The organism is Streptomyces sp. NBC_01214, from assembly GCF_026340975.1.
Classification (GTDB): Bacteria; Actinomycetota; Actinomycetes; order Streptomycetales; family Streptomycetaceae; genus Streptomyces.
Genome location: NZ_JAPEOS010000002.1, coordinates 715,874 through 736,345, shown reverse-complemented (window position 1 = coordinate 736,345; position 20,472 = coordinate 715,874). Strand labels below are relative to the sequence as shown.

Below are 20,472 nucleotides of genomic sequence, written 5' to 3'. Positions count from 1 at the left end.
CCGGTCACCGCATCCGGATAACGTCTGTCCCATGAACCGGCAGTCCATGCTCCCCGCCACCGCCCGCGCCGTCCGGGTGGTCGCCCACCGCGGGGCCTCCCACGAGCACCCCGAGCACACCCTCGCCGCCTACCGGCAGGCCATCGCAGACGGGGCCGACGCGCTCGAATGCGACGTGCGCCTCACCGCCGACCACAAGCTGGTGTGCGTGCACGACCGGCGGGTGGAGCGGACCTCCGACGGGCGCGGGGTGGTCTCCGAGATGACCTACGCGCAGCTGTCCGCGCTCGACTTCGGGGCGTGGAAGGGGGCCGGGCACGCCGGGGCCCGGGTGCTGCTCTTCGAGGACCTGCTCCGGGAGGCGCTGGCCGCGCCCCGGCCCGTGGGGCTCGCCGTCGAGACCAAGCACCCGACCCGGGCCGGCGGCCGGCTGGAGGTCGAGCTGGTGCGGATGCTCCGGGAGTACGGGCTGGCCGACGGCGCGTCCGGGCTGGTCGAGGTGATGAGCTTCTCGCGCAGCGCCCTGACCCGGCTGCACCGGCTCGTGCCCGGCCTGCCCGCCGTCTACCTCATGGAACGGCGGCTGCGCCCGGTGCGCCCGCCCTACGCGACCCACGCGGGCCCGGGCATCGACCTCGTACGCCGGGACCCCGGGCTGGTGGCCCGGCTGAAGGCGAAGGGCCTGTCGGTGCGGGTGTGGACGGTGGACGAGCCGCAGGACGTGGAGCTGTGCCTGCGGCTCGGCGTGGACACGATCATCACCAACCGGCCCGGGCAGGTGCGGGAGCAGCTGGAGGGCCGCTGACGCGCGGCACGGAAACACCCGGCCGGGGTGCGCCGGCCGGGTGTGGGGGGTCTGCGGGTGCGGGGCGGTTACACGAAGCGCTGGTTGGCGGACCCGTTGCAGGTCTGCAGGCGCAGCGGCTCGTGGGCGGCGGCCACCGTCAGGCACATGCCCGGGGCGGCGGCGGGGCGGAAGGTGGCGCCGTCGCGGACGAACTGCTGGTTCGCGCCGCCGTGGCAGTTCCAGATGATCAGGCCGGTGCCGGAGCCGTAGCGGGCGCCGGGGGCGTCGAGGCAGCGGTCCTGGGTCAGCTCGATGTGGACGGACTTGCGGGCGCCGTCGTACCACCAGCCCTGGTTGCGGCCGCCGTGGCAGTCCCATCCGACGATCTTGGTCTCATTGGTGCTGGAGCCGCCGAAGGAGTCGAGGCAGTTGCCGGTCGCCTCGTTCTTGAGGGCCTTGAACTTGTCGTCCCAGGCCCCGGCCTGTAGGACGGGCGTCCCGGTGCTCGCGGGGTCGGCGCAGGAGGCCTCGCGCAGGCCCGAGTCGTAGAGCTGGGTCAGGCACGACGCGAAGGCGCCGTGGCCGCGGTAGTTGGGGTGGAAGGACTGGCGGGCGGTGTTCTCGTCCCACGGGAAGTGGTCCCCGAGGTCCAGGTAGAGGCCGCGGGCCCAGGTGTCCTCCATGCAGACCTCGTGGCCGTGGAAGAGCCGCGAGTTGTCGAGGTAGATCGCGCCGGAGGCGAGGGCCGCCGCGCGCACGCCCTTCTCGAAGGCGGGCACCGCGTAGTTGCGGCCCCAGGCGGCGTCGGAGTCGTAGCCGGCGCAGCCGCCGGGCAGCTTGCCGGGGAAGTTCGGGTTGTCGTAGAAGTCGGGCCCGATGGGGCTGGGGTAGCCCATCACCACGAGCTTGTAGTCGGAGTCGGCGTATCCGGCGTCGCGCATGACGGTCTTGAGGTCCGCGACCGTGGCCTCCACCTTGGGCTTCAGGCCGTCGACGCGCGCCTGCCAGCCAGGCCCGTACGTGGGCTCGCAGGTGCCCTGGATGAGCACCCAGCGGGTCACGCAGTCGGTCATGACCGGGCCGAACTGGAGGTCGTCGTTGGCCCCGGCGACCAGCAGGACCATCTTGATCTTCGTGTTGCGCGCCTTGACGGCCAGGTTGTCGCTCTGCACCAGCTCGTCGGCGTACTGCTTGCTGCCGCCGATCCGGATGTTGCCGGTGTAGCCGCCAGAGCAGGCGACGTTGAAGGTCAGGTCGGCCGGTATGCCGGTGCGGTGGATCGCCGAGTCGGGCGAGCGGTGGCACTGGTTGTTCGGCGTGTTGGTCGCGGGGTCGTAGGTGCCGACACCTTCGCCCGAAATCTCGCTGTCGCCCAGCGAGATCAAGCCGATTTTGCGCTCGTTCAGCGGACGTACGGCAGGATCGCCGTAGATCTTGGTGGCCTCCGCGGCCCGGATGGCCTCCAGCTCGGGCGACAGCGGTACGGCGACGGCCCCGGGAGCGGGCGCCGCCTGGGCCATGGGGGTGACGGCGGTGACACCCCCCAGGGCGGCCGCGATCGCCGCTACGGCGGCGAAGGTAGATCTGAGCATGGGTCTCGTACGGGCACGTGCCATGGGACGCCTCCCCAGATATGGGTGTTACCCCCGGTATTTACTGGCCGGTAGGGGAGTTGGGAACACTTCGAACAAGACAATTGCTCAAGTTTTTGAGGAGGTCACAGACATGACGGATGACCAGCAGACCGACGCGTTCCGGACCGAGCACGACTCCATGGGCGAGGTACGGGTGCCCCGGCACGCCAAATGGCGGGCCCAGACCCAGCGCGCGGTGGAGAACTTCCCCGTCTCCGGGCAGCGGTTGGAGCGCGCCCACATCGAGGCGCTCGCCCGGATCAAGGCCGCCGCGGCCGTGGTGAACGCCAAGCTCGGCGTGGTGGACCAGGACCTCGCCGATGCGATCCGCTCCGCCGCCGTCGAGGTCGCGGACGGCCGCTGGGACGAGCACTTCCCCGTGGACGTCTTCCAGACCGGCTCCGGAACCTCGTCCAACATGAACGCCAACGAGGTGATCGCCACCCTCGCCACCGAGCGCCTGGGCCGCGAGGTCCACCCCAACGACCACGTCAACGCCTCACAGAGCTCCAACGACGTGTTCCCGTCCTCCATCCACATCGCCGCCACCGCCGCCGTCACCGGCGAGCTGATCCCGGCGCTGGAGCACCTGGCGGCGGCACTGGAGCGCAAGGCCGGCGAGTTCGCCCAGGTCGTCAAGGCCGGGCGGACCCATCTGATGGACGCCACCCCGGTCACGCTCGGCCAGGAGTTCGGCGGGTACGCCGCCCAGATCCGCTACGGCGTCGAGCGGCTGCGGGCGGCCCTGCCGCGACTGGCCGAGCTGCCGCTGGGCGGCACCGCGGTGGGCACCGGCATCAACACCCCGCCCGGCTTCTCCGCCGCGGTGATCGCCGAAGTCGCCGCCACGACCGGGCTGCCGCTGACGGAGGCCCGCGACCACTTCGAGGCGCAGGGGGCCCGGGACGCCCTCGTGGAAACCTCCGGAATGCTCCGCACGATCGCCGTCTCGCTCACCAAGATCTCCAACGACCTCCGCTGGATGGCTTCCGGACCGCGCACCGGTTTGGCCGAAATCAATCTCCCGGATCTCCAGCCGGGCTCCTCGATCATGCCCGGCAAGGTCAACCCGGTGGTCCCGGAGGCCGTCCTGATGGTCGCCGCACAGGTCATGGGGAACGATGCGACCGTCGCCGTGGCGGGCGCGGCCGGCAATTTCGAGCTCAACGTGATGCTCCCGGTGATGGCCAGGAACCTCCTCGAATCGATCCGGCTGCTCGGCAGCGCGAGCCGCCTGCTGGCCGACCGCACGATCGACGGGATCACCGCCAACGAGGCCCGTGCCAGGGAATACGCCGAGTCCTCGCCCTCGGTGGTCACCCCGCTCAACCGCTACATCGGCTACGAGGAGGCCGCCAAGGTCGCCAAGAGGTCCCTCGCCGAACGCAAGACGATCAGGGAGGTGGTCCTGGAGTCCGGTTACGTGGAGCGCGGCGCCCTCACCCTGGAGCAGCTCGACGAGGCCCTCGACGTGCTGCGCATGACCCGTCCCTGACCCGTCCGGGCGCACCCGCGGGCGGGGGCCGGATCCGGTCGATCGTCACCGCCGAACCCCCCGGTGACCTGCGCCGCAGCGGGCACGAGGACCCCCGCCCTAAGATCTGCGCATGACAGGTACTTTCAAGCCGGGGAACTCCGCGGCGCGGAGCGCGTCGCGGAGCCCCGCCCAGGGCCCGCGCTGGGCACCCGGGGAGCAGATCCTCTGGCGCTACCGCGATCACGCCCCGGGGCTGAAGGGCCCGGTCCACATCTGCCGCCCGGTGACCGTGGTGCAGGACACGGACGAGCTGCTGGCGGTGTGGATGGCTCCCGGCACCGAGTGCGTCAAGCCGGTCCTCGCCGACGGCACCTCGGTCCACGAGGAGCCGCTCGCCACCCGCTACACGGCGCCGCGGACGACCGCGCGGTCGCGCTGGTTCGGCGGCGGTGTCCTGAAGCTGGCCCGGCCCGGGGAATCCTGGTCGGTGTGGCTGTTCTGGGGCCCCGGCTGGCAGTTCAAGAACTGGTACGTGAACCTGGAGGAGCCGCGTTCGCGCTGGGCCGGCGGGGTGGACTCCGTGGACCACTTCCTGGACATCGCCGTCTACCCTGACCGCAGTTGGAAGTGGCTGGACGAGGACGAGTTCGCCCAGGCGCAGCGGTGCGGCCTGATGGACCGTGAGCAGGCCGACCGGGTACGGCAGTCCGGCCGCGCGGCGGTCGAGGTGATCGAGGAATGGGGAGCCCCGTTCTCCGGCGGCTGGGAGGACTGGCGGCCGGATCCGGCCTGGAGGATTCCGGCCCTTCCGGATGACTGGGACACCACCCCGGCGCATATGACCTCATGAGACCCTTGATGCGCCCCCAGGGTTCAAACGTAGGATCGTCCTCCACGAGGTCACGCGCGCGGGACGGTGCGGCCGCTGCGCCGTTGCGCAAGTGCCGCTCCGCACACGGGATCTGACCGGAGGTCGGACGCACGACGACAGGCGACGAGGGGGCGGGGGTCCGTCAGGGGCACCTCCCGGCCGGAGGTTGGGAGAGAAGTTTGGGGCAGGAACCTCGGGGTGATGGTGCCCCGGCCGCTGAGCGGGTATACCGCGACTGACCGAGTTGAGTGCAGCGCACATCGAGCGCAAACGGACGGAAATCCACGCGTGACGGAGTACCCCACCTCCCAGGAGGGCCCGCAGCCCGTCGCCTCCGGCGGAGGTACGGACGAGGCCGGCCACGGCAAGGCGCCCATCGCCGCCACCGAGGCCGTACGCACGCATGCCGCGGGCGCCGGTGCCGGCGCGGCGGCGGAGCCGGACGGCGCGGCCGCCGCGGCGGCCACCGACGCGCGCGCGGCCCGCTCGGCGGCGGGCGCGGGCGGCGGCGCCGGGCTCCCCCGGCCCCGCCGCAAACCGGCCGCCGCCGGCGAGGTACCGGCCGAGCCCGGCCGCGGCGCGGCCCGTCCCCGGCCCGGTGCGAGCGCCCTCGACGCGTCGGTCGGCGCGGACGGGCACGGTGGTCCCGCCGAGGCCCCGCGCCCGCGCGGCGGGAGTGACGACATGAGCGATGACGGCGACGGCCCCGCGGCGGGCACGATCACGAGCGGTGACGGCGGGGCCGGACGCCACGGGGGCGGCGGGGGCGCCGTACCGGTCGGAGAGGCGACCGTCGCCCGCCGCGAGGGGGACCGGCTGCGCTTCGTCGGCGCCGCGACGAGGCGGATCGCCCGCGGCATCGACCTCGACGAGATCGTGCTCGGCCTGTGCCGGGCCACCGTGCCGACCTTCTCCGACGCCATCCTCGTCTACCTGCGCGACCCGCTCCCGGTCGGCGACGAGCGGCCCGTCGGGCCGGTCGTTTTAAGGCTTCGGCGCACCGATCGGCTCCGACCGATCGACGACCTGACCGACATCAGCAGCACCATCGGCGCGGGGATGGACCTCGCCGGGGCCGCGGGGGCCACCGGCGAGCTCGACTTCAGCCAGTTGCCGCTGGTCGGTCCGCAGGGTGACCTGCCCGCGGCCGAGCTGTGCGAGATCCGGACCGGCGGCGCGCTCGCCGAGGTGCTGCGCGGCGTACGGCCCGTCTTCGGGTCCTCCGCCGCCGCTCGGGCCGCACTGCCCGAGCTGCTCGGCGTGGACCACCCGCTGCCGCGCGGGAACCGGGCCGTCCTCGCGCCGCTGCGCGGCCGCCGCCGGGTGATCGGCGCCGCCGTCTTCCTGCGCAGCCCCGAGCGTCCCGCGTTCGAGCAGAACGACCTCCTGGTCGCCGCCCAGCTGGCCACCCACACCGCGCTCGGCATCGACAAGGCGGTCCTGTACGGCCGTGAGGCGTACATCGCCGACGAGTTGCAGCGCACCATGCTGCCCGACGGCCTCCCGCAGCCCACCGGGGTGCGGCTGGCCTCCCGCTACCTGCCCGCCGCCGAGACCGCACGGGTCGGCGGCGACTGGTACGACGCCATACCGCTGCCCGGCAGTCGCGTCGCGCTCGTCGTCGGCGACGTCATGGGCCACTCCATGACCTCCGCCGCGATCATGGGTCAGCTGCGCACCACCGCGCAGACCCTCGCGCAGCTGGACCTGCCGCCCGCCGAGGTCCTGCACCACCTGGACGAGCAGGCGCAGCGCCTCGGCTCCGACCGCATGGCCACCTGCCTGTACGCCGTCTACGATCCCGTCGCGCACCGGATCACCATCGCCAACGCGGGCCATCCGCCGCCGGTGCTGCTGCACCTGGGCGGCCGCGCGGAGGTGCTGCGCGTACCCCCCGGCGCCCCCATCGGCGTCGGCGGCGTCGACTTCGAGGCCGTGGAACTGGACGCACCCGCCGGGGGCACCCTGCTGCTCTACACCGACGGCCTGGTGGAATCGCGCCTGCGGGACGTGTGGACCGGCATCGAGCAGCTCCGCGAGCGCCTCGCCACCACCGCCCAGCTGACCGGCCTGGACCACCCGCCGCCGCTGGAGGCGCTCTGCGACGACGTCCTGGACATGCTCGGCCCCGGCGACCGGGACGACGACATCGCGCTGCTCGCGGCCCGGTTCGACGGGATCGCGCCCAGCGACGTCGCGTACTGGTTCCTGGACCCGGAGGAGACCGCCCCGGGCCGGGCCCGCCGGTTCGCCCGCCGTGCCCTGACCCGGTGGGGCCTGGAGGAGCTGAGCGACTCGCTGGAGCTGCTGGTCAGCGAGGTGGTCACCAATGCCGTTCGGTACGCGGAGCGGCCCGTGACCCTGCGCCTGCTGCGTACGGACGTACTGCGCTGCGAAGTCGGCGACGACTCGCCGCAGCTGCCGCGCCAGCGGCGGGCGCGGGACACCGACGAGGGCGGCCGCGGCCTGTTCCTGGTCAACCGGATGGCCCGGCGCTGGGGTGCGACGCGGCTCAGCAGCGGAAAGGTCGTCTGGTTCGAGCTGTCGCTGCCGGCGACGCCCGAGCCGCGCTGATCCAGCGACGACGGGAAGACCGCCGCCCCGCAGCCTCGGAAGGCTGCGGGGCGGCGGTCTGTGGTCTGCCGGTGGGGTCTAGCGCTCGGGCACCAGCGGCGGGTCCGGCGGCTTGGGACCGCCGCTCTTGGTCGCCGTGGGCGTCGGGGTCGGCGTCGTCGGAGCCGGCGACGTCGGAGCCGTCTTGGTCGCCGTGGGCGTCGGGGACGTCGTCGGGGACTGCGTCGGGCTGGTGCTGGCCGTCGGGGAGCTGGAGGACGGCGACGTCGACGGCGTCGGCGAGGCGCTGCGGGACGGCGTCTGCACGGCGCCCATCTCCGCCTCGCTCAGCTGGAACTTGCCCGCGTTGCCCTTGAGGACGGCGAGCGTGTACGCCTTCCAGATCGAGGCCGGGAAGCTGGAACCGCCCAGTCGGCCGAGGCCGGCCGTACCGGTCAGGGTGACCTGCTTGGCGGTGACGGGCTCCTCGCCGAAGATCGCGACGACGGTGACCAGCTCGGGGGTGAACCCGGAGAACCAGCCGGAGACGTTGTTCTCGGTGGTACCGGTCTTGCCGGCGGCCTCGTAGGAGCTGCTGCGGACCTTGTTGCCGGAGGCGCCGTCGTCGTTGACGACGCCCGTGAGCACCTTGGTGACGGTGTCGGCGGTCTTGCGGCTGATGGCCTGGGAACCGACGGCCTGGGCCGGCTCGACCTCGCGGTCCTTGTGCTCGGCCTTCTTGATGATGGTCGGCGTGACCTTCTTGCCGTGGTTGTCGAACGTGGCGTAGACGCCCGCCATCTCCACGGTGTTGGCGCTCATGGTGCCCAGCGACATGGCCGGCTTGTCCTCGGGCCAGCCCTCGCGGTCCTTCATGCCGAGGGCCAGGGCCGTCTTCTTCACGTTGCGCGGCTTGACGTCCACGATCATCTGCGCGTAGACGGAGTTGACCGAGAAGTTGGTCGCCTCCTGGACCGTCATCATCGGGGTGCCGAAGTCGCGGTCCTCCTGGTTCTGCGGGGCGAACGGGATGTCGCTGCCGAGGACCGCGCGCTTGCTGGTGCCGTCGTAGAGCGTGTTCGGCGTGATCGGCTTGTCGTCCTGCGTCTTCGCCCCGTTCTCCAGCGCGGAGGCGAGCACGATCGGCTTGAAGGTCGAGCCCGGCTGGTAGTCCTTGCGCAGGGCGTTGCTCGACCAGTGGTCCTTCAGGCTCGTACCGCCGTACATCGCGACGATCGCGCCGGTCTTCGGGTCCACGGAGGTGGCACCGGCCTGCACGCTCTGGTCCTGGGGCTTGCCCTTGGTGTCCTTGCGGTCGAGCTTGGACTCCAGCTCGTCCTGGACGGCCTTCTCGAGCGCTTCCTGCTTCTTGGCGTCGATGTTCAGCGTGAACGTCCAGCCACCGGCGTCGATCAGCTTCCGCTCGACGCCCTGGGCGTTGAGCTCGGCTTCGGCCGCCTGGACCAGGTAGCCCTTCTGGCCGTCCATGCCCATCGGCGGCTGCGGCGGGATCGGGTCGGCGAACTTCGTCGCCTTGCGCTTGGCCTCGTCCAGCTTGCCGTTCTCGACCATGTTCACGAGGGTGGCCTCGTAGCGGATCATGATCCGCTTCTTGGTTTCATCGCTGGCGGTCGACCAGTCGTACTGGCTGGGCGCCTGGACGAGGGTGGCGAGGTAGGCGCCCTGCTCCAGCGTCAACTGGCCGGCGTCGACTCCGTAGTAGGCCTGGGAGGCCGCCTGGATGCCGTACGCGCCGCGCCCGAAGTAGCTGGTGTTCAGGTAGCCCGCGAGGATCTCGGGCTTCTCCTTGCTCTGGTCGACCTTGAGGGAGATCACCAGCTCCTTGAGCTTGCGGCTCACCGTCTGGTCCTGCGTCAAGTAGTAGTTCTTGACGTACTGCTGGGTGATCGTGGAACCACCGGCCTTGCCGCGCCCGGTCGCCGTGTTCCACAGACCGCGGGCCAGACCCTTGAAGTCGACGCCCTGGTCGCTGCGGAAGGACTTGTTCTCGATCGCAATGAACGCCTCCTGCACGTCCATCGGGATCTTGTCGATCGGCAGGATCTCGCGGTTGACCTTGCCCTTGCTGGCCATGATCGTGCCGTCTGCGTACTTGTAGACGTTGCTCTGCTGGAGCGCCTGGTTGTTGGGGTCCGGCTCGTCCACGTAGATGTACAGGGCGACCAGCGCGCCCATGCCGAGCAGGGCCAGCCCGAAGAACGTGCCCAGGATCTTCTTCCAGGTGAAGAAGCGGCGTATGCCGGTGCGTTTGCCGGCACTTCCGCTTCCCTCGGTGCCCTGCGCGCGTCCGCTCGGCGCACGCCGCGCACCGCGCTGCTGCTGCGCCTTACGCACTTCTGCTCGGCCCATCGCTCCCGCTCCGCTCGATTTCCCCCCCGACGTCAGCTCAGAAAGCTAACACCGCAGGCTGTGACAAAAGTTGGCCAACCATGACTATTTACGGTCATTTCGGACGTGAGAATCAGCACCCGCGTCATGGGAACCGACGCTCACCTAAGCCGAAGGGTTGCCGTAGCGCAAAAAAGTGATATCACTTTGCTACACGGCCCGACCGGCCGTGAGCTGAGAAACGGGGCAAACCATGACGAACCAAAACGCCACCCCTAACGGAGTACGGGAGTTCACCGCGCGCAGCGTCGGCGGCGGCCTGGCACTGCTGCTCGGTCTGCTGGGCCTACTGGCGGGTGCGGGCCTGATCGCGGCCGGCGCGGTGCTCGCGGCCGTCGCGGCCAAGGTGACCCTGATAGCCCTCGGCGTACTCCTGGGCCTCGCCTCCGTGTTCGCCATGAGCGGGCTGAACACGGTGGCGCCGGGCGAGGCCCGGGTCGTCCAGCTGTTCGGCCGCTACAAGGGCACCATCCGCGCCGACGGGCTGCGCTGGGTGAACCCGCTGACCTCCCGCGAGAAGATCTCCACCCGGGTGCGCAACCACGAGACGGCCGTCCTGAAGGTCAACGACGCCTACGGCAACCCGATCGAGCTGGCGGCGGTCGTGGTGTGGCGGGTCGAGGACACGGCCCGGGCCACCTTCGAGGTCGAGGACTTCACGGAGTTCGTCGAAACCCAGACCGAGGCGGCGGTCCGGCACATCGCCATCGAGTACCCCTACGACGCGCACGAGGAAGGCGGCCTGTCGCTGCGCGGCAACGCCGAGGAGATCACCGAGAAGCTGGCGGTCGAACTGCGCGACCGCGTCGACGCGGCCGGTGTGCACATCATCGAGTCCCGCTTCACGCACCTCGCGTACGCTCCGGAGATCGCCTCCGCGATGCTCCAGCGCCAGCAGGCGGGCGCGGTCGTGGCGGCCCGCAAGCAGATCGTGGAGGGCGCGGTGGGCATGGTCGAACTGGCACTGACCCGACTGGCGGAACAGGACATCGTGGACCTCGATCCGGAGCGCAAGGCGGCCATGGTCTCGAACCTGATGGTCGTCCTGTGCGGCGACCGCGCCGCACAGCCGGTGGTCAACACGGGGACCCTCTACCAGTGACCCCCGGCGGCGAGGAGAAGCCGGCGGGCCGGCAGGCGCGCAAGCAGGTGCTGCTACGGCTCGACCCGCAGGTGTACGACGCGCTGGCCCGCTGGGCCGGCGAGGAACTGCGCAGCGCCAACGCGCAGATCGAGTTCCTGCTCCGCCGGGCCCTCGCCGAGGCCGGCCGCCTCCCCTCGGCCCCCGGCCCCATCCCGCGCCGGGGACGCCCCCCGAAGTCCGCAGAATGACCCGTACGCCCGACGGGGCCGGCACTGCGGCCCCCACCGGTCAAGCGCAAGGCGGCCGAACGCACCGCCCTGCACCGGATGGATCAGCTCCAGGTGGAGGGCCTCGGCGCCAAGCGGCCCGGCGAGGTATCCGGCGGCCAGGGGCAGCGCGTGGCCGTCGCCCGCGCCCTCGTCACCGACCCCCGGGGGATCTTCGCCGACGAGCCCACCGGAGCCCTCGGCTCCCTGAACGGCGAACTCGTCATGCAGCTGCTCACCGAGACCTCCCGGTCCGCGAACGCCGCCGTCGTGCTCGTGACGCACGAGACGCGCGTGGCCGCCCACTCCGACCGCGAGATCGTCGTACGCGACGGCAAATCCCGCGACATGGAGCGCCTCGTAGGAGCCGGCTCCGGGCCTGGACCCGCGACCTGGGCATGGCCGCCCAGCCCGTCCGGATCGACCGGGCGTCGGTGCTCGGGATGACGGCGACCGGCGCGGGTGTGGTGGTCGCCGTGACCCTGCTCGGCCTACCGCCGCTGCTGCGGCTGATGCGCCCGGACGGCCTGCGGACGCGACCTAGTCGGTGGGCCAGACCGGGAGCGGGCGTACGGCTTCGCGCAGCGCGGCGGCGATGGCCCTGAACTCCTGCTGCCGGGCGGTCCCGGTGCGCATGGCCAGGGCGATCCGCCGGGAGGGGGCGGGCTCGGCGAAGTACCCGGTGGACAGGTACTCGTTGCGGGCGGTCTCCAGCCGCAGCGCGGTGCGCGGCAACAGCGTCACCCCCAGTCCCCCGGCGACCAGTTGTACGAGGGTGGACAGGCCGGCGGCGGTCGTCGTGACGTCCGCCCCGGTCGTCCGGCCCGCTTCCCGGCAGATGTCGAGGGCCTGGTCCCGCAGGCAGTGCCCCTCGTCGAGCAGCAGCAGCTGTAGTCCGCGCAGTTCCTCCAGCGGGATGTCCCGGCGCCCGGCCAGCGCGTGCTCCCGGGGTGCGAGCAGGACGAAGTCCTCGTCGAAGACGGGCAGTTCGGTCACTCCGGGAACCCCGAGCGGCACCGCCAGCAGGAGCAGGTCCAGGCGCCCGCCGCCGAGGCCCTCCAGCAGCGAGGCGGTCTGCTCCTCGTGCACCTGGAGGTCCATCCGCGGATAGCGCCGGTGGAACAGCCCGAGCACGGTCGGCAGCAGGTACGGCGCCACCGTGGGGATCACCCCGAGCCGCAGCACCCCGGTGAAGGGTGCCCGTACCGCCTCGGCCTCCTCCAGCAGCCCGCCCATGGCGTCCAGGACCGTCTGGGCCCGTGCCGCGATCCGCTCGCCCGCCGGGGAGAGCAGCACCTTGCGGGTGGTGCGCTCCAGCAGCTGCACCCCGAGGGCCTCCTCCAGGGCGGAGACGGCTCCGGAGAGCGCGGGCTGGCTCATGCCGATGGCCGCGGCGGCGTCCCGGAAGTGCAGGTGCTCGGCGACCGCCGCGAAGGCGCGCAGCTGCGCGAGCGTCGCTTGCTTCGCTCCCCTACTACTGGCAGCCACTGATAGGTACCTCCGATCACCCGACACAAGAGTAGCTATTTCTGTAATCAATGCAGGTGTGTCAGCATGTGAGATACGTCCAACCCCATCGGAAAACCCCCAAAAGGGTGCATTTTCCACTTCACAAGGAGAGCGCGTGCTCACTGTTGGTGACAAGTTCCCGGCTTTCGACCTGACCGCCTGTGTCTCGCTCGAGGCCGGATCCGAGTTCGCGCAGATCGACCACAAGACCTACGAGGGCAAGTGGAAGGTCATCTTCGCGTGGCCGCTGGACTTCACCTTCGTGTGCCCCACCGAGATCGCCGCCTTCGGCAAGCTGAACGAGGAGTTCGCCGACCGCGACGCGCAGGTCCTCGGCTTCTCGCTCGACTCCGAGTACGTGCACCACGCCTGGCGCAAGGACCACGCCGACCTGCGTGACCTGCCCTTCCCGATGATGTCCGACATCAAGCGCGAGCTGTCGGCCGAGCTGGGCATCCTGGGCGAGGACGGCCTCCCGATGCGCGCCGTCTTCATCGTGGACCCGAACAACGAGATCCAGTTCTCGATGGTGACCGCCGGTTCCGTGGGCCGTAACCCCAAGGAGGTCCTGCGGGTCCTCGACGCCCTGCAGACCGACGAGCTGTGCCCGTGCAACTGGAACAAGGGTGAGGCCACCATCGACGCCGGCGCGCTGCTGGCCGGTGAGTGACGGATGTCCCTCGACTCCCTGAAGTCGGCCATACCGGACTTCGCCAAGGACCTGAAGCTGAACCTCGGTTCGGTCATCGGCAACAGCGACCTCCCGCAGCAGCAGCTGTGGGGCACGGTCCTGTCCTGCGCGATCGCCGCCCGCTCGGCCATCGTCCTGCGTGAGCTGGAGCCCGAGGCGAAGGCGAACCTCGCGCCGGAGGCGTACACCGCCGCCAAGTCCGCCGCCGCGGTCATGGGGATGAACAACGTCTTCTACCGCACCCGGCACCTGCTCTCCGACCCGGAGTACGGCACGCTGCGCGCGGGCCTGCGGATGAACGTCATCGGCAACCCGGGCGTGGAGAAGATCGACTTCGAGCTGTGGTCGCTCGCGGTCTCCGCGATCAACGGCTGCGGCCAGTGCCTGGACTCGCACGAGCAGGTCCTGCGCAAGGCGGGCGTCGACCGCGAGACGATCCAGGAGGCCTTCAAGATCGCCTCCGTGATCCAGGCCGTCGCCGTCACCCTCGACGCCGAGGCCGCCCTCGCCGCCGAGTAACGGCACCGCGTACGACGACACGGGGCCCCGTGGCCGGAAACGGTCGCGGGGCCCCGTGCGTTCAGCTCGTGCGCAGTGCGGCCATCAGCGCCCGCGCGTCCTCGACCGCCGCGGCCACCAGGGCCTCCCGGTCGGGCGGCGGCGGGGGCACGGCCCGGGGTTCGGGGCCGCCCTCGCCGGTCGCGACGAAGTCCGACACGTCGATCGTGAACACCGCGCCGCCGTCACGGACCCGCAGCCGGAGGCCGCCACCGGTCTCGATCCCGTCCGGGGGACGGGTGACGAGGGCTTCCTCTCCGAGACCGGGAACCGACTCCCACGTGCCGCCCTCGTATACGTACGCCCGGCTGACAGGGGTGTCGAGCGCGAACTCGGCTCCGGGATCGGTCTTCTTGTGCAGTTCGACCTCGGCCTTCGCGTCGAAGGCCCTGATGGACGCCCGGCTGTCGCTGCCGCGGGTGCACGCCGCCCAGTCCAGCGCCGGATGCCGGCTGCCCACCTCCGGCACGGCATTCGGGAGGCCGCCCAGCAGCCCTTCCAGGGCCGGGGCCTTGAACTGGCCGCAGAGGTCGTCCGTGACCCGGTAGCGGATCTCCGGCTCGGCCGTGCGGTCCGAGAAGGCGTACAGCCCGCCCGCCCACAGCGCGGAGGTGGCCACCACCGCCGCCGCCACCCACGGCCAGGGCCGGCGCGGCGCCCGTGCCCCCGGCACCACGGTGTCCTGCACGACCTCGGCCGGCCGCGCCGGCTCCCAGCCCCCGTCCAACTCCGGATCCGTGATCATCCCCGCCCCCTACTCCTTCAACACCGACAGCAGCTCACGCATGTCCTCGATCATCGCCGCCTGGACCGCGTCGACGTCAGTGGCAGGTCGGCCGTTCGTCTCCGCGAAGGTGCTCGCGCCCGCTTCGACGGTGAACACCACGCCACCGTCCAGCACTTTGAGGATCAGCCAGGTGTCGCCGGACATCACGTTCATCACGGCACGCTCCCCGAGGTCCGGCACCGCTGCCGTGCGCACGCCGCCCGTGTAGGCGAGGGTGCGCAGGTCCGGTGCGTCGAACTCGGCCGCGGGATCGGTCTTCTTGTGCAGGGCGACCTGGGCCACCACGTAGAAGTCCGAGGCCACCCCGTCCTTCCCGGCGTTCTCCAGGCCGCACCGCGCCGCGTAGACGGCCGGGTGGTCGCTTTCGAGGTTCACCGGCTTCTTCTTGTGCATGTCACCGGTGATCCCGCTCAGCGCCCGGGCCTTGAAGTCCTGGCACAGGTTCTTCGACGCCCGGTAGGAGGTCTCCGGCTCGATCGTCGGGGCCCCGAAGGCGTAGAGCCCGCCACCCCACACCGCGGACGCGACCACGGCACCGGCCAGCGCCCACAGCCACGACCGCGGGCCCGGACCGCCCGTCGCCCGCTCGCGCACGGGGGCCCGGTCCGCCGACCGGGCCGGCTCCAAGGCCTCGGTCTGCCATTCCCCGCCGAGCTCCGGATCGGTGATCATGCCTGTCCCCCCGTGTCCCTGTTCCCCCGCGCTGTCGTCGGCGCGCGGATCAGTTCGATCATCGCAGCCCCGATCGCCGGAATGTCTGGTTCCGGGGGGAGGGTCAGGGTGTGACGTGCCCCTCGCCCTCGGGGACCACGCTCAGGGCCGTCGAACCGTGCGGGGCGGGGCCGATCATTTCGGATCCGAGGTGGTGCTGCTCGCGCGAGTACGCCTTCAAGTAGCCCACCACCGTGTTGGTCACGGCCACCAGCGGCACCGCGACGACCGCTCCGCCGATGCCCGCGATCATGCCGCCGGCGGCCACCGAGAGCACCACCGCGAGCGGGTGCACCCGGACGGCCCGGCCGAGGATGAAGGGCTGGAGCACGTGGCCCTCGATCTGCTGCACCGCCAGTACCACCAGCAGCACCATCAGGGCGGTGAACACGCCCTGGGTCACCAGCGCCACGACCACCGCGAGGGCGCCCGACACCACGGCGCCGACCAGCGGGATGAAGGCGAACAGGAAGATGAAGACGGCCAGCGGCACCGCCATCGGCACGTCCAGGAAGTAGATGCCGAGGCCGATGAAGATGGCGTCGATGAGGGCGACGATGACCGTGCCGCGCACGTACGCGGTCAGCGTGCGCCAGGCGCGCGGACCGGCGCCGGCGACACCGGCGCGGGCATCGGCCGGGACCAGGCCCAGCGCCCAGTTCCAGATGCGCTTGCCGTCGTAGAGCAGGAAGAGCGTGGAGAACATCGCGAGCAAGATGCCCGTGAGGACCTCGACGAGCACCGTCACGCCCTGAAGTCCGGCGGAGGTGATCTGCTCGGTGTTGGTGCCGATGGTCTCGCTGAGGTTCTTCGCGATGTCGTTGATCTGCTTCTCGGTCACGTGGAACGGACTGTCCAGTGCCCAGAGCTTGAGCTCGTTGATGCCGTCGCGGACCCGGTCGGAGAGGTCGTCGAGGTTCTCCATGACCTGCCAGACCACGAACCAGCCGACGAGCCCGATGACCACGAAGCCGAGGATCGCCGTGACGGCCGTGGCCAGTCCGCGCGGCAGGCCCAGTCTGCGCAGCCGGACCACGAAGGGCTGGAGCATCGCGGTGACGAGCATGGCGGCGGCGAACGCGAGGACGACCAGGCGGACTTCGCTGATCACCTTCATCAGCACCCAGAGCATCCCGGCGAGCAGCAGCAGCCGCCAGCTGGCTTCGGCGGCGACGCGCATCCCCCAGGGGACGACGCTCGCCGGGTCGGGGCGCACGGGCGCGGCCGGGGCGGCGAGGTGGGGCGCGGGGACCACGGGCGGGTACGAGGGCGGCGCGGGAACGGTCGCGACCGCCGCGGCGGCGGGCGCCTCGGCGGCCCCCGCCTCCGGTGTCCGCCCGGGCCCGCCGGGGAGCGGCAGGTCGCCGCTGGTCTCGGCTTCGACCTCGGCGCGCCGCTCGTTGAGCCGCGCCTCCATCCGGTTCAGCTTGTTCCCGAGCCGGCCGAGCCAGCCTTCCCTCTTCGCCATGTCGCTTCCTTCCCCCGCCCCCGGTCTACGGGCTCACCTCGAAGACCGTACACGCGAGGAGCCCCGCACCGTAGGACGGTGCGGGGCTCCCCCGGGTTGAGCAGTGCTGCGGCGCTCGCGGCGGCGCGGGCCGCTCTAGTACCAGCCGTTGGCCTGGTGGAAGCTCCAGGCGCTGCACGGGCTGCCGTAGCGGTCTTCCATGTAGTTCAGACCCCACTTGATCTGCGTGGCGGGGTTGGTGCGCCAGTCCGCACCGGCCGAAGCCATCTTCGTTCCGGGCAGCGCCTGGACCAGACCGTAGGCGCCCGAGGACGAGTTGACGGCCTTGTAGTTCCAGGTGGATTCCTGGTTGATGATGTTCGAGAAGCACTGGAACTGCCCGGCCGGGACCATCTGCTGGGCAATGGCCTTGACCTGGGCGACCGTGTAGGAGCTCTGGGGAGCGAAGTCCCCGGCGTCGCGGGCGGCGGAGCGGCTCGCGACCTGTTCCTTCTCGTCGCGTTCCTTCTTCAGCTTGGCCTCGGCCTCGGCGTCGGCCTTCTCCTTCGCCTTCTCGGCCTCCGCCTTCTTGGCCTTGGCGTCCTCGGCGGCCTGGACGCGCGCGGCCTCCTCGACCGAACGCTTGCTGTCGGCATCCGCGGCGTGGGCGATGGCATCGGCCTGCTGCGTCAGGGACGCGGTCTGGACCTCTGCCTGGTCGCCGACCGGGATGTCTGCAAGGAGAGTCGCGCCGGACGCGGTCGTCTCGAGATCGTTCGTGGGGTCGCCGGTGGCAACGCCTACGACTGCGCCGACGGTGGTGACCGCGGTGGCCGAAGCCACGGCGAACCCCCGGACCGAGATCCGGCTCACACGGTGTCCTTCCAGCAGCGTCCGCAGTGACCGCGCGGGCGCAAAAGTGCCCTCGACTCTGGCCTCCGTGGTTCTACGGTCACTGGAGGCGCGGGCCCGTGGGCAACCCCCTTGCGGGGGCCGCCGCGTGAAACTCCGGGCGGCATACGGCGATCGGCTGTGGAGTTGTGGTGCTGCGCGTACCTCACGAGAGATACAGGTGTGCCGTATGCGGGGCCTGACGGAAACCAGACTCTGCCGGAACGCGACACCGCAAGGCAATTCTCCATTGCGTGTGAAAGATCACACCTGGGGTGTCGTCGCCGATTCAAGAAAAGACCTGTGCAACACGGCGCCGCCCGGCTAGGCTCTGGGGCCTTTGCCGGGCGGCGCCAACTCACCGTCCCACTATGGGGTTTTTGACCGGTACGACCGTCAGAGGTTCTCGAGCATCTCGGTCACCAGCGCGGCGATCGGGGAGCGCTCCGAGCGCGTCAGCGTGATGTGGGCGAAGAGCGGGTGGCCCTTCAACTTCTCGACCACGGCGACCACTCCGTCGTACCGACCGACCCGCAGGTTGTCCCGCTGGGCGACATCGTGGGTCAGAACGACCCGCGAATTGGCCCCGATTCGGGACAGAACGGTCAGCAGGACATTGCGCTCCAGCGACTGCGCCTCGTCCACGATCACGAAGGCGTCGTGCAGCGAGCGGCCGCGGATGTGCGTGAGCGGCAGGACCTCCAGCATCCCGCGGTTCAGCACCTCCTCGATGACCTCGCGCCCGGCGACCGCCGAGAGGGTGTCGAAGACCGCCTGCGCCCAGGGGCTCATCTTCTCGGAGGCGTCCCCGGGCAGGTAGCCCAGGTCCTGACCGCCCACCGCGTACAGCGGCCGGAAGACCATCACCTTCTGGTGCTGCCTGCGTTCCAGGACCGCTTCCAGACCCGCGCAGAGCGCCAGCGCCGACTTTCCGGTGCCGGCCCGGCCGCCCATCGAGATGATCCCGATCTCGGGGTCGAGGAGGAGGTCCAGCGCGATGCGCTGCTCGGCGCTGCGACCGTGCAGCCCGAAGGCCTCGCGGTCGCCGCGCACGAGCCGCACGTTGCCGTCCGCCGTGACCCGGCCGAGGGCCTTGCCGCGCTCGGACTGCAGGACCAGTCCGGTGTGCACGGGCAGTTCCGCGGCCTCCGGCACGTAGAGCCGGTCCTCCGAGTAGAGGAGGTCCACCTGTTCCCCGGAGAGGGCGAGGTCGCTCATGCCCGTCCAGCCGGCGTCGGTGATCGCGAGCTCCGCGCGGTACTCCTCGGCGATCAGCCCCACGGAGGAGGCCTTGATGCGCAGTGGGAGATCCTTCGAGACCACCGTGACGTCGTAGCCCTCGGCCTGGAGGTTGCGGGCGACCGCGAGGATCCGCGAGTCGTTGTCTCCCAACCTGAAGCCGGCGGGCAGGACGCTCGTGTCGGAGTGGTTGAGCTCGACGCGCAGGGTGCCGCCCAGATCGCCCAGCGGGATGGGGGCGTCCAGGCGACCGTTGCGAACCCGGAAGTCGTCGAGCAGGCGCAGGGCCTGGCGAGCGAAGTAACCGAGTTCGGGATGGTGCCTCTTTGCCTCCAGCTCGGTGATCACCACGATCGGGAGCACGACCTCGTGCTCGTCGAAGCGGGAGATCGCATTGGGGTCTGCCAGCAGGACGCTGGTGTCGAGGACGTAGGTCCGCCTGTCGGGCAGGCGGCTCTTTGTGCTGGTCACCACGGAAGGACGTACCCCCTCGGAAGAGGTCGGGCCATGAAGACCGGACCGGTCATCGGCACCCATGCCAGGGCCGATTTCCGGCCCTCCACTCCGTCCGTGCGAACCGCACGTGCGTCCTGGTGCAAAGGGCCTCCCGGGCGGACGACCCCATGCCGTCCGCTGAGACTCGACACCCGTGGATCGGGCATCGACCTGAAAGGGATATTCCCCGAACAAGCCAGGCCATGCCATGGCATATGACGGACGCTCGGTGAATCCCTGGTGAAGGCTTCGAGGGGAGGGGGTGGCGGGGCTCAGGGCCCCCTACGGTGACTCAGGTGCCGTAGCGCCGGTGACGTGCCGCGTAGTCGCGCAGGGCCCGCAGGAAGTCGACCTTGCGGAAGGCCGGCCAGAAGACGTCGCAGAAGTAGTACTCGCTGTGCGCGCTCTGCCAGAGCATGAATCCGGACAGCCGCTGCTCGCCGCTGGTGCGGATGACGAGGTCCGGGTCCGGCTGGCCGCGCGTGTAGAGGTGCTCGGCGATGTGGTCGATGTCGAGGATCTCGGCGAGCTCCTCGAAGGAGGTGCCCTTGCGCGCGTGCTCGAGGAGCAGCGAGCGCACCGCATCGGCGATCTCCTGGCGGCCGCCGTAGCCGACGGCGACGTTGACGAGTATCCCGTCGACGTCGTGGGTGGCCTGCTCGGCCTCCTTGAGCACGTTCTGCGTCCGGGCGGGCAGGATGTCGAGGTTGCCCACGTGGTGGACGCGCCAGCGGCCGTCCGCGGCGAGGCCCCGCACGGTGTTCTCGATGATGTTCAGCAGCGGGCGGAGCTCGACCTCCGGCCGGTCCAGGTTGTCCGTGGAGAGCATCCACAGGGTGACGACCTCGACGTCCGTCTCGGTGCACCAGCCCAGCATCTCGGAGATCTTGTCGGCGCCGGCCTGGTGGCCCTGCTCCGTCGTCCCTCCGGACGCCTTCGCCCAGCGGCGGTTTCCGTCCAGGATGACGCCGATGTGCTTGGGCGCCGCGTCATGGTCGAGGCGGCCTTCCACCCGGCGTGCGTAAAGCCTGTACACCAGGTCGCGCAACTTCACGATCTTCCA

Annotated in this window: 17 protein-coding genes and 1 pseudogene; 9 read left to right on the top strand and 9 right to left on the bottom strand. The window is 70.9% G+C overall.

The features are described from left to right. The first annotated feature begins 31 nt into the window (after nt 1-31). Nucleotides 32-805 (top strand): glycerophosphodiester phosphodiesterase family protein, encoded by a 774-nt coding sequence (locus tag OG594_RS28305; RefSeq protein ID WP_266604457.1) that lies wholly within the window; start codon nt 32-34, stop codon nt 803-805. 68 nt (nt 806-873) lie between these two features. Here OG594_RS28305 and OG594_RS28300 read toward each other — a convergent pair whose 3' ends face one another. Next, entirely contained in the window at nt 874-2,403 is a 1,530-nt protein-coding gene (locus tag OG594_RS28300; protein WP_266604456.1) for a ricin-type beta-trefoil lectin domain protein, read from the bottom strand. 109 nt (nt 2,404-2,512) lie between these two features. On the opposite strand from OG594_RS28300, the gene OG594_RS28295 reads away from it, so the two are divergent. The 3 genes from OG594_RS28295 (at nt 2,513) to OG594_RS28285 (ending at nt 7,343) form a co-directional block, all read left to right on the top strand. After that, a complete protein-coding gene (locus OG594_RS28295; RefSeq protein ID WP_266604455.1) occupies nt 2,513-3,916 on the top strand; it encodes an aspartate ammonia-lyase in 1,404 nt (467 codons plus the stop codon). A 112-nt stretch (nt 3,917-4,028) separates the two neighbouring features. Then, entirely contained in the window at nt 4,029-4,748 is a 720-nt protein-coding gene (locus OG594_RS28290) for a DUF402 domain-containing protein (protein ID WP_266604454.1), read from the top strand. A gap of 309 nt (nt 4,749-5,057) precedes the next feature. Continuing rightward, nucleotides 5,058-7,343, top strand: coding sequence for an ATP-binding SpoIIE family protein phosphatase (locus tag OG594_RS28285; RefSeq protein WP_266604453.1), 2,286 nt, complete (start codon nt 5,058-5,060; stop codon nt 7,341-7,343). A 78-nt stretch (nt 7,344-7,421) separates the two neighbouring features. Here OG594_RS28285 and OG594_RS28280 read toward each other — a convergent pair whose 3' ends face one another. Beyond that, on the bottom strand, nt 7,422-9,692 hold the full coding sequence (locus OG594_RS28280; RefSeq protein ID WP_266604452.1) for a transglycosylase domain-containing protein: 2,271 nt from the start codon (nt 9,690-9,692) through the stop codon (nt 7,422-7,424). 232 nt (nt 9,693-9,924) lie between these two features. Between OG594_RS28280 and OG594_RS28275 the strand changes: the two genes are divergently transcribed. The 3 genes and pseudogenes from OG594_RS28275 to OG594_RS28265 form a co-directional block, all read left to right on the top strand. Then, nucleotides 9,925-10,833, top strand: a complete 909-nt coding sequence (locus OG594_RS28275; RefSeq protein ID WP_266604451.1) for an SPFH domain-containing protein — start codon at nt 9,925-9,927, stop codon at nt 10,831-10,833. Then, entirely contained in the window at nt 10,830-11,063 is a 234-nt protein-coding gene (locus tag OG594_RS28270; protein ID WP_266604450.1) for a hypothetical protein, read from the top strand. The genes OG594_RS28275 and OG594_RS28270 overlap by 4 nt, the downstream gene beginning before the upstream one ends. Before the next feature lie 45 nt (nt 11,064-11,108). Continuing rightward, a pseudogene (locus OG594_RS28265) lies at nt 11,109-11,444 on the top strand (ATP-binding cassette domain-containing protein); the annotation flags it as partial. A 177-nt stretch (nt 11,445-11,621) separates the two neighbouring features. Here the strand turns inward: OG594_RS28265 and OG594_RS28260 are convergent. Beyond that, nucleotides 11,622-12,569, bottom strand: a complete 948-nt coding sequence (locus OG594_RS28260; RefSeq protein ID WP_266604449.1) for a hydrogen peroxide-inducible genes activator — start codon at nt 12,567-12,569, stop codon at nt 11,622-11,624. 136 nt (nt 12,570-12,705) lie between these two features. Here OG594_RS28260 and OG594_RS28255 point away from each other — a divergent pair, with 136 nt between their 5' ends. Together OG594_RS28255 and OG594_RS28250 are read left to right on the top strand one after the other, a co-directional pair. Further along, nucleotides 12,706-13,260 carry a peroxiredoxin gene (locus tag OG594_RS28255; RefSeq protein WP_266604448.1) on the top strand — a complete coding sequence of 185 codons (555 nt, stop codon included), beginning with the start codon at nt 12,706-12,708 and terminating at the stop codon, nt 13,258-13,260. Nucleotides 13,261-13,263: 3 nt separating this feature from the next. Further along, a complete protein-coding gene (locus tag OG594_RS28250; protein WP_266604447.1) occupies nt 13,264-13,800 on the top strand; it encodes an alkyl hydroperoxide reductase in 537 nt (178 codons plus the stop codon). A 61-nt stretch (nt 13,801-13,861) separates the two neighbouring features. Here OG594_RS28250 and OG594_RS28245 read toward each other — a convergent pair whose 3' ends face one another. The 6 genes from OG594_RS28245 to OG594_RS28220 all read right to left on the bottom strand — a co-directional run bounded on the left by OG594_RS28245 (nt 13,862) and on the right by OG594_RS28220 (nt 20,463). Continuing rightward, nucleotides 13,862-14,584, bottom strand: coding sequence for a hypothetical protein (locus OG594_RS28245; RefSeq protein WP_266604446.1), 723 nt, complete (start codon nt 14,582-14,584; stop codon nt 13,862-13,864). A 9-nt stretch (nt 14,585-14,593) separates the two neighbouring features. Further along, nucleotides 14,594-15,298: a hypothetical protein gene (locus tag OG594_RS28240; protein WP_266604444.1), complete on the bottom strand. Its 705-nt coding sequence runs from the start codon at nt 15,296-15,298 to the stop codon at nt 14,594-14,596. Nucleotides 15,299-15,401: 103 nt separating this feature from the next. Beyond that, nucleotides 15,402-16,805 carry an AI-2E family transporter gene (locus tag OG594_RS28235; protein WP_266604442.1) on the bottom strand — a complete coding sequence of 468 codons (1,404 nt, stop codon included), beginning with the start codon at nt 16,803-16,805 and terminating at the stop codon, nt 15,402-15,404. Between the two features lie 135 nt (nt 16,806-16,940). Further along, nucleotides 16,941-17,657, bottom strand: a complete 717-nt coding sequence (locus OG594_RS28230) for a lytic transglycosylase domain-containing protein (protein WP_266604440.1) — start codon at nt 17,655-17,657, stop codon at nt 16,941-16,943. A 414-nt stretch (nt 17,658-18,071) separates the two neighbouring features. Then, nucleotides 18,072-19,388 carry a PhoH family protein gene (locus tag OG594_RS28225; protein ID WP_030011185.1) on the bottom strand — a complete coding sequence of 439 codons (1,317 nt, stop codon included), beginning with the start codon at nt 19,386-19,388 and terminating at the stop codon, nt 18,072-18,074. Nucleotides 19,389-19,701: 313 nt separating this feature from the next. Then, nucleotides 19,702-20,463: an isoprenyl transferase gene (locus OG594_RS28220; protein ID WP_266604437.1), complete on the bottom strand. Its 762-nt coding sequence runs from the start codon at nt 20,461-20,463 to the stop codon at nt 19,702-19,704. Nucleotides 20,464-20,472 lie beyond the last annotated feature (9 nt).

Coding starts and splice junctions, on each gene's coding strand:
- OG594_RS28305 (WP_266604457.1), top strand. CDS start 32: ATGAACCGGCAGTCCATGCTCCCCGCCACCGCCCGCGCCGTCCGGGTG.
- OG594_RS28235 (WP_266604442.1), bottom strand. CDS start 16,805: ATGGCGAAGAGGGAAGGCTGGCTCGGCCGGCTCGGGAACAAGCTGAAC.
- OG594_RS28250 (WP_266604447.1), top strand. CDS start 13,264: ATGTCCCTCGACTCCCTGAAGTCGGCCATACCGGACTTCGCCAAGGAC.
- OG594_RS28275 (WP_266604451.1), top strand. CDS start 9,925: ATGACGAACCAAAACGCCACCCCTAACGGAGTACGGGAGTTCACCGCG.
- OG594_RS28245 (WP_266604446.1), bottom strand. CDS start 14,584: ATGATCACGGATCCGGAGTTGGACGGGGGCTGGGAGCCGGCGCGGCCG.
- OG594_RS28240 (WP_266604444.1), bottom strand. CDS start 15,298: ATGATCACCGATCCGGAGCTCGGCGGGGAATGGCAGACCGAGGCCTTG.
- OG594_RS28300 (WP_266604456.1), bottom strand. CDS start 2,403: ATGGCACGTGCCCGTACGAGACCCATGCTCAGATCTACCTTCGCCGCC.
- OG594_RS28280 (WP_266604452.1), bottom strand. CDS start 9,692: ATGGGCCGAGCAGAAGTGCGTAAGGCGCAGCAGCAGCGCGGTGCGCGG.
- OG594_RS28295 (WP_266604455.1), top strand. CDS start 2,513: ATGACGGATGACCAGCAGACCGACGCGTTCCGGACCGAGCACGACTCC.
- OG594_RS28290 (WP_266604454.1), top strand. CDS start 4,029: ATGACAGGTACTTTCAAGCCGGGGAACTCCGCGGCGCGGAGCGCGTCG.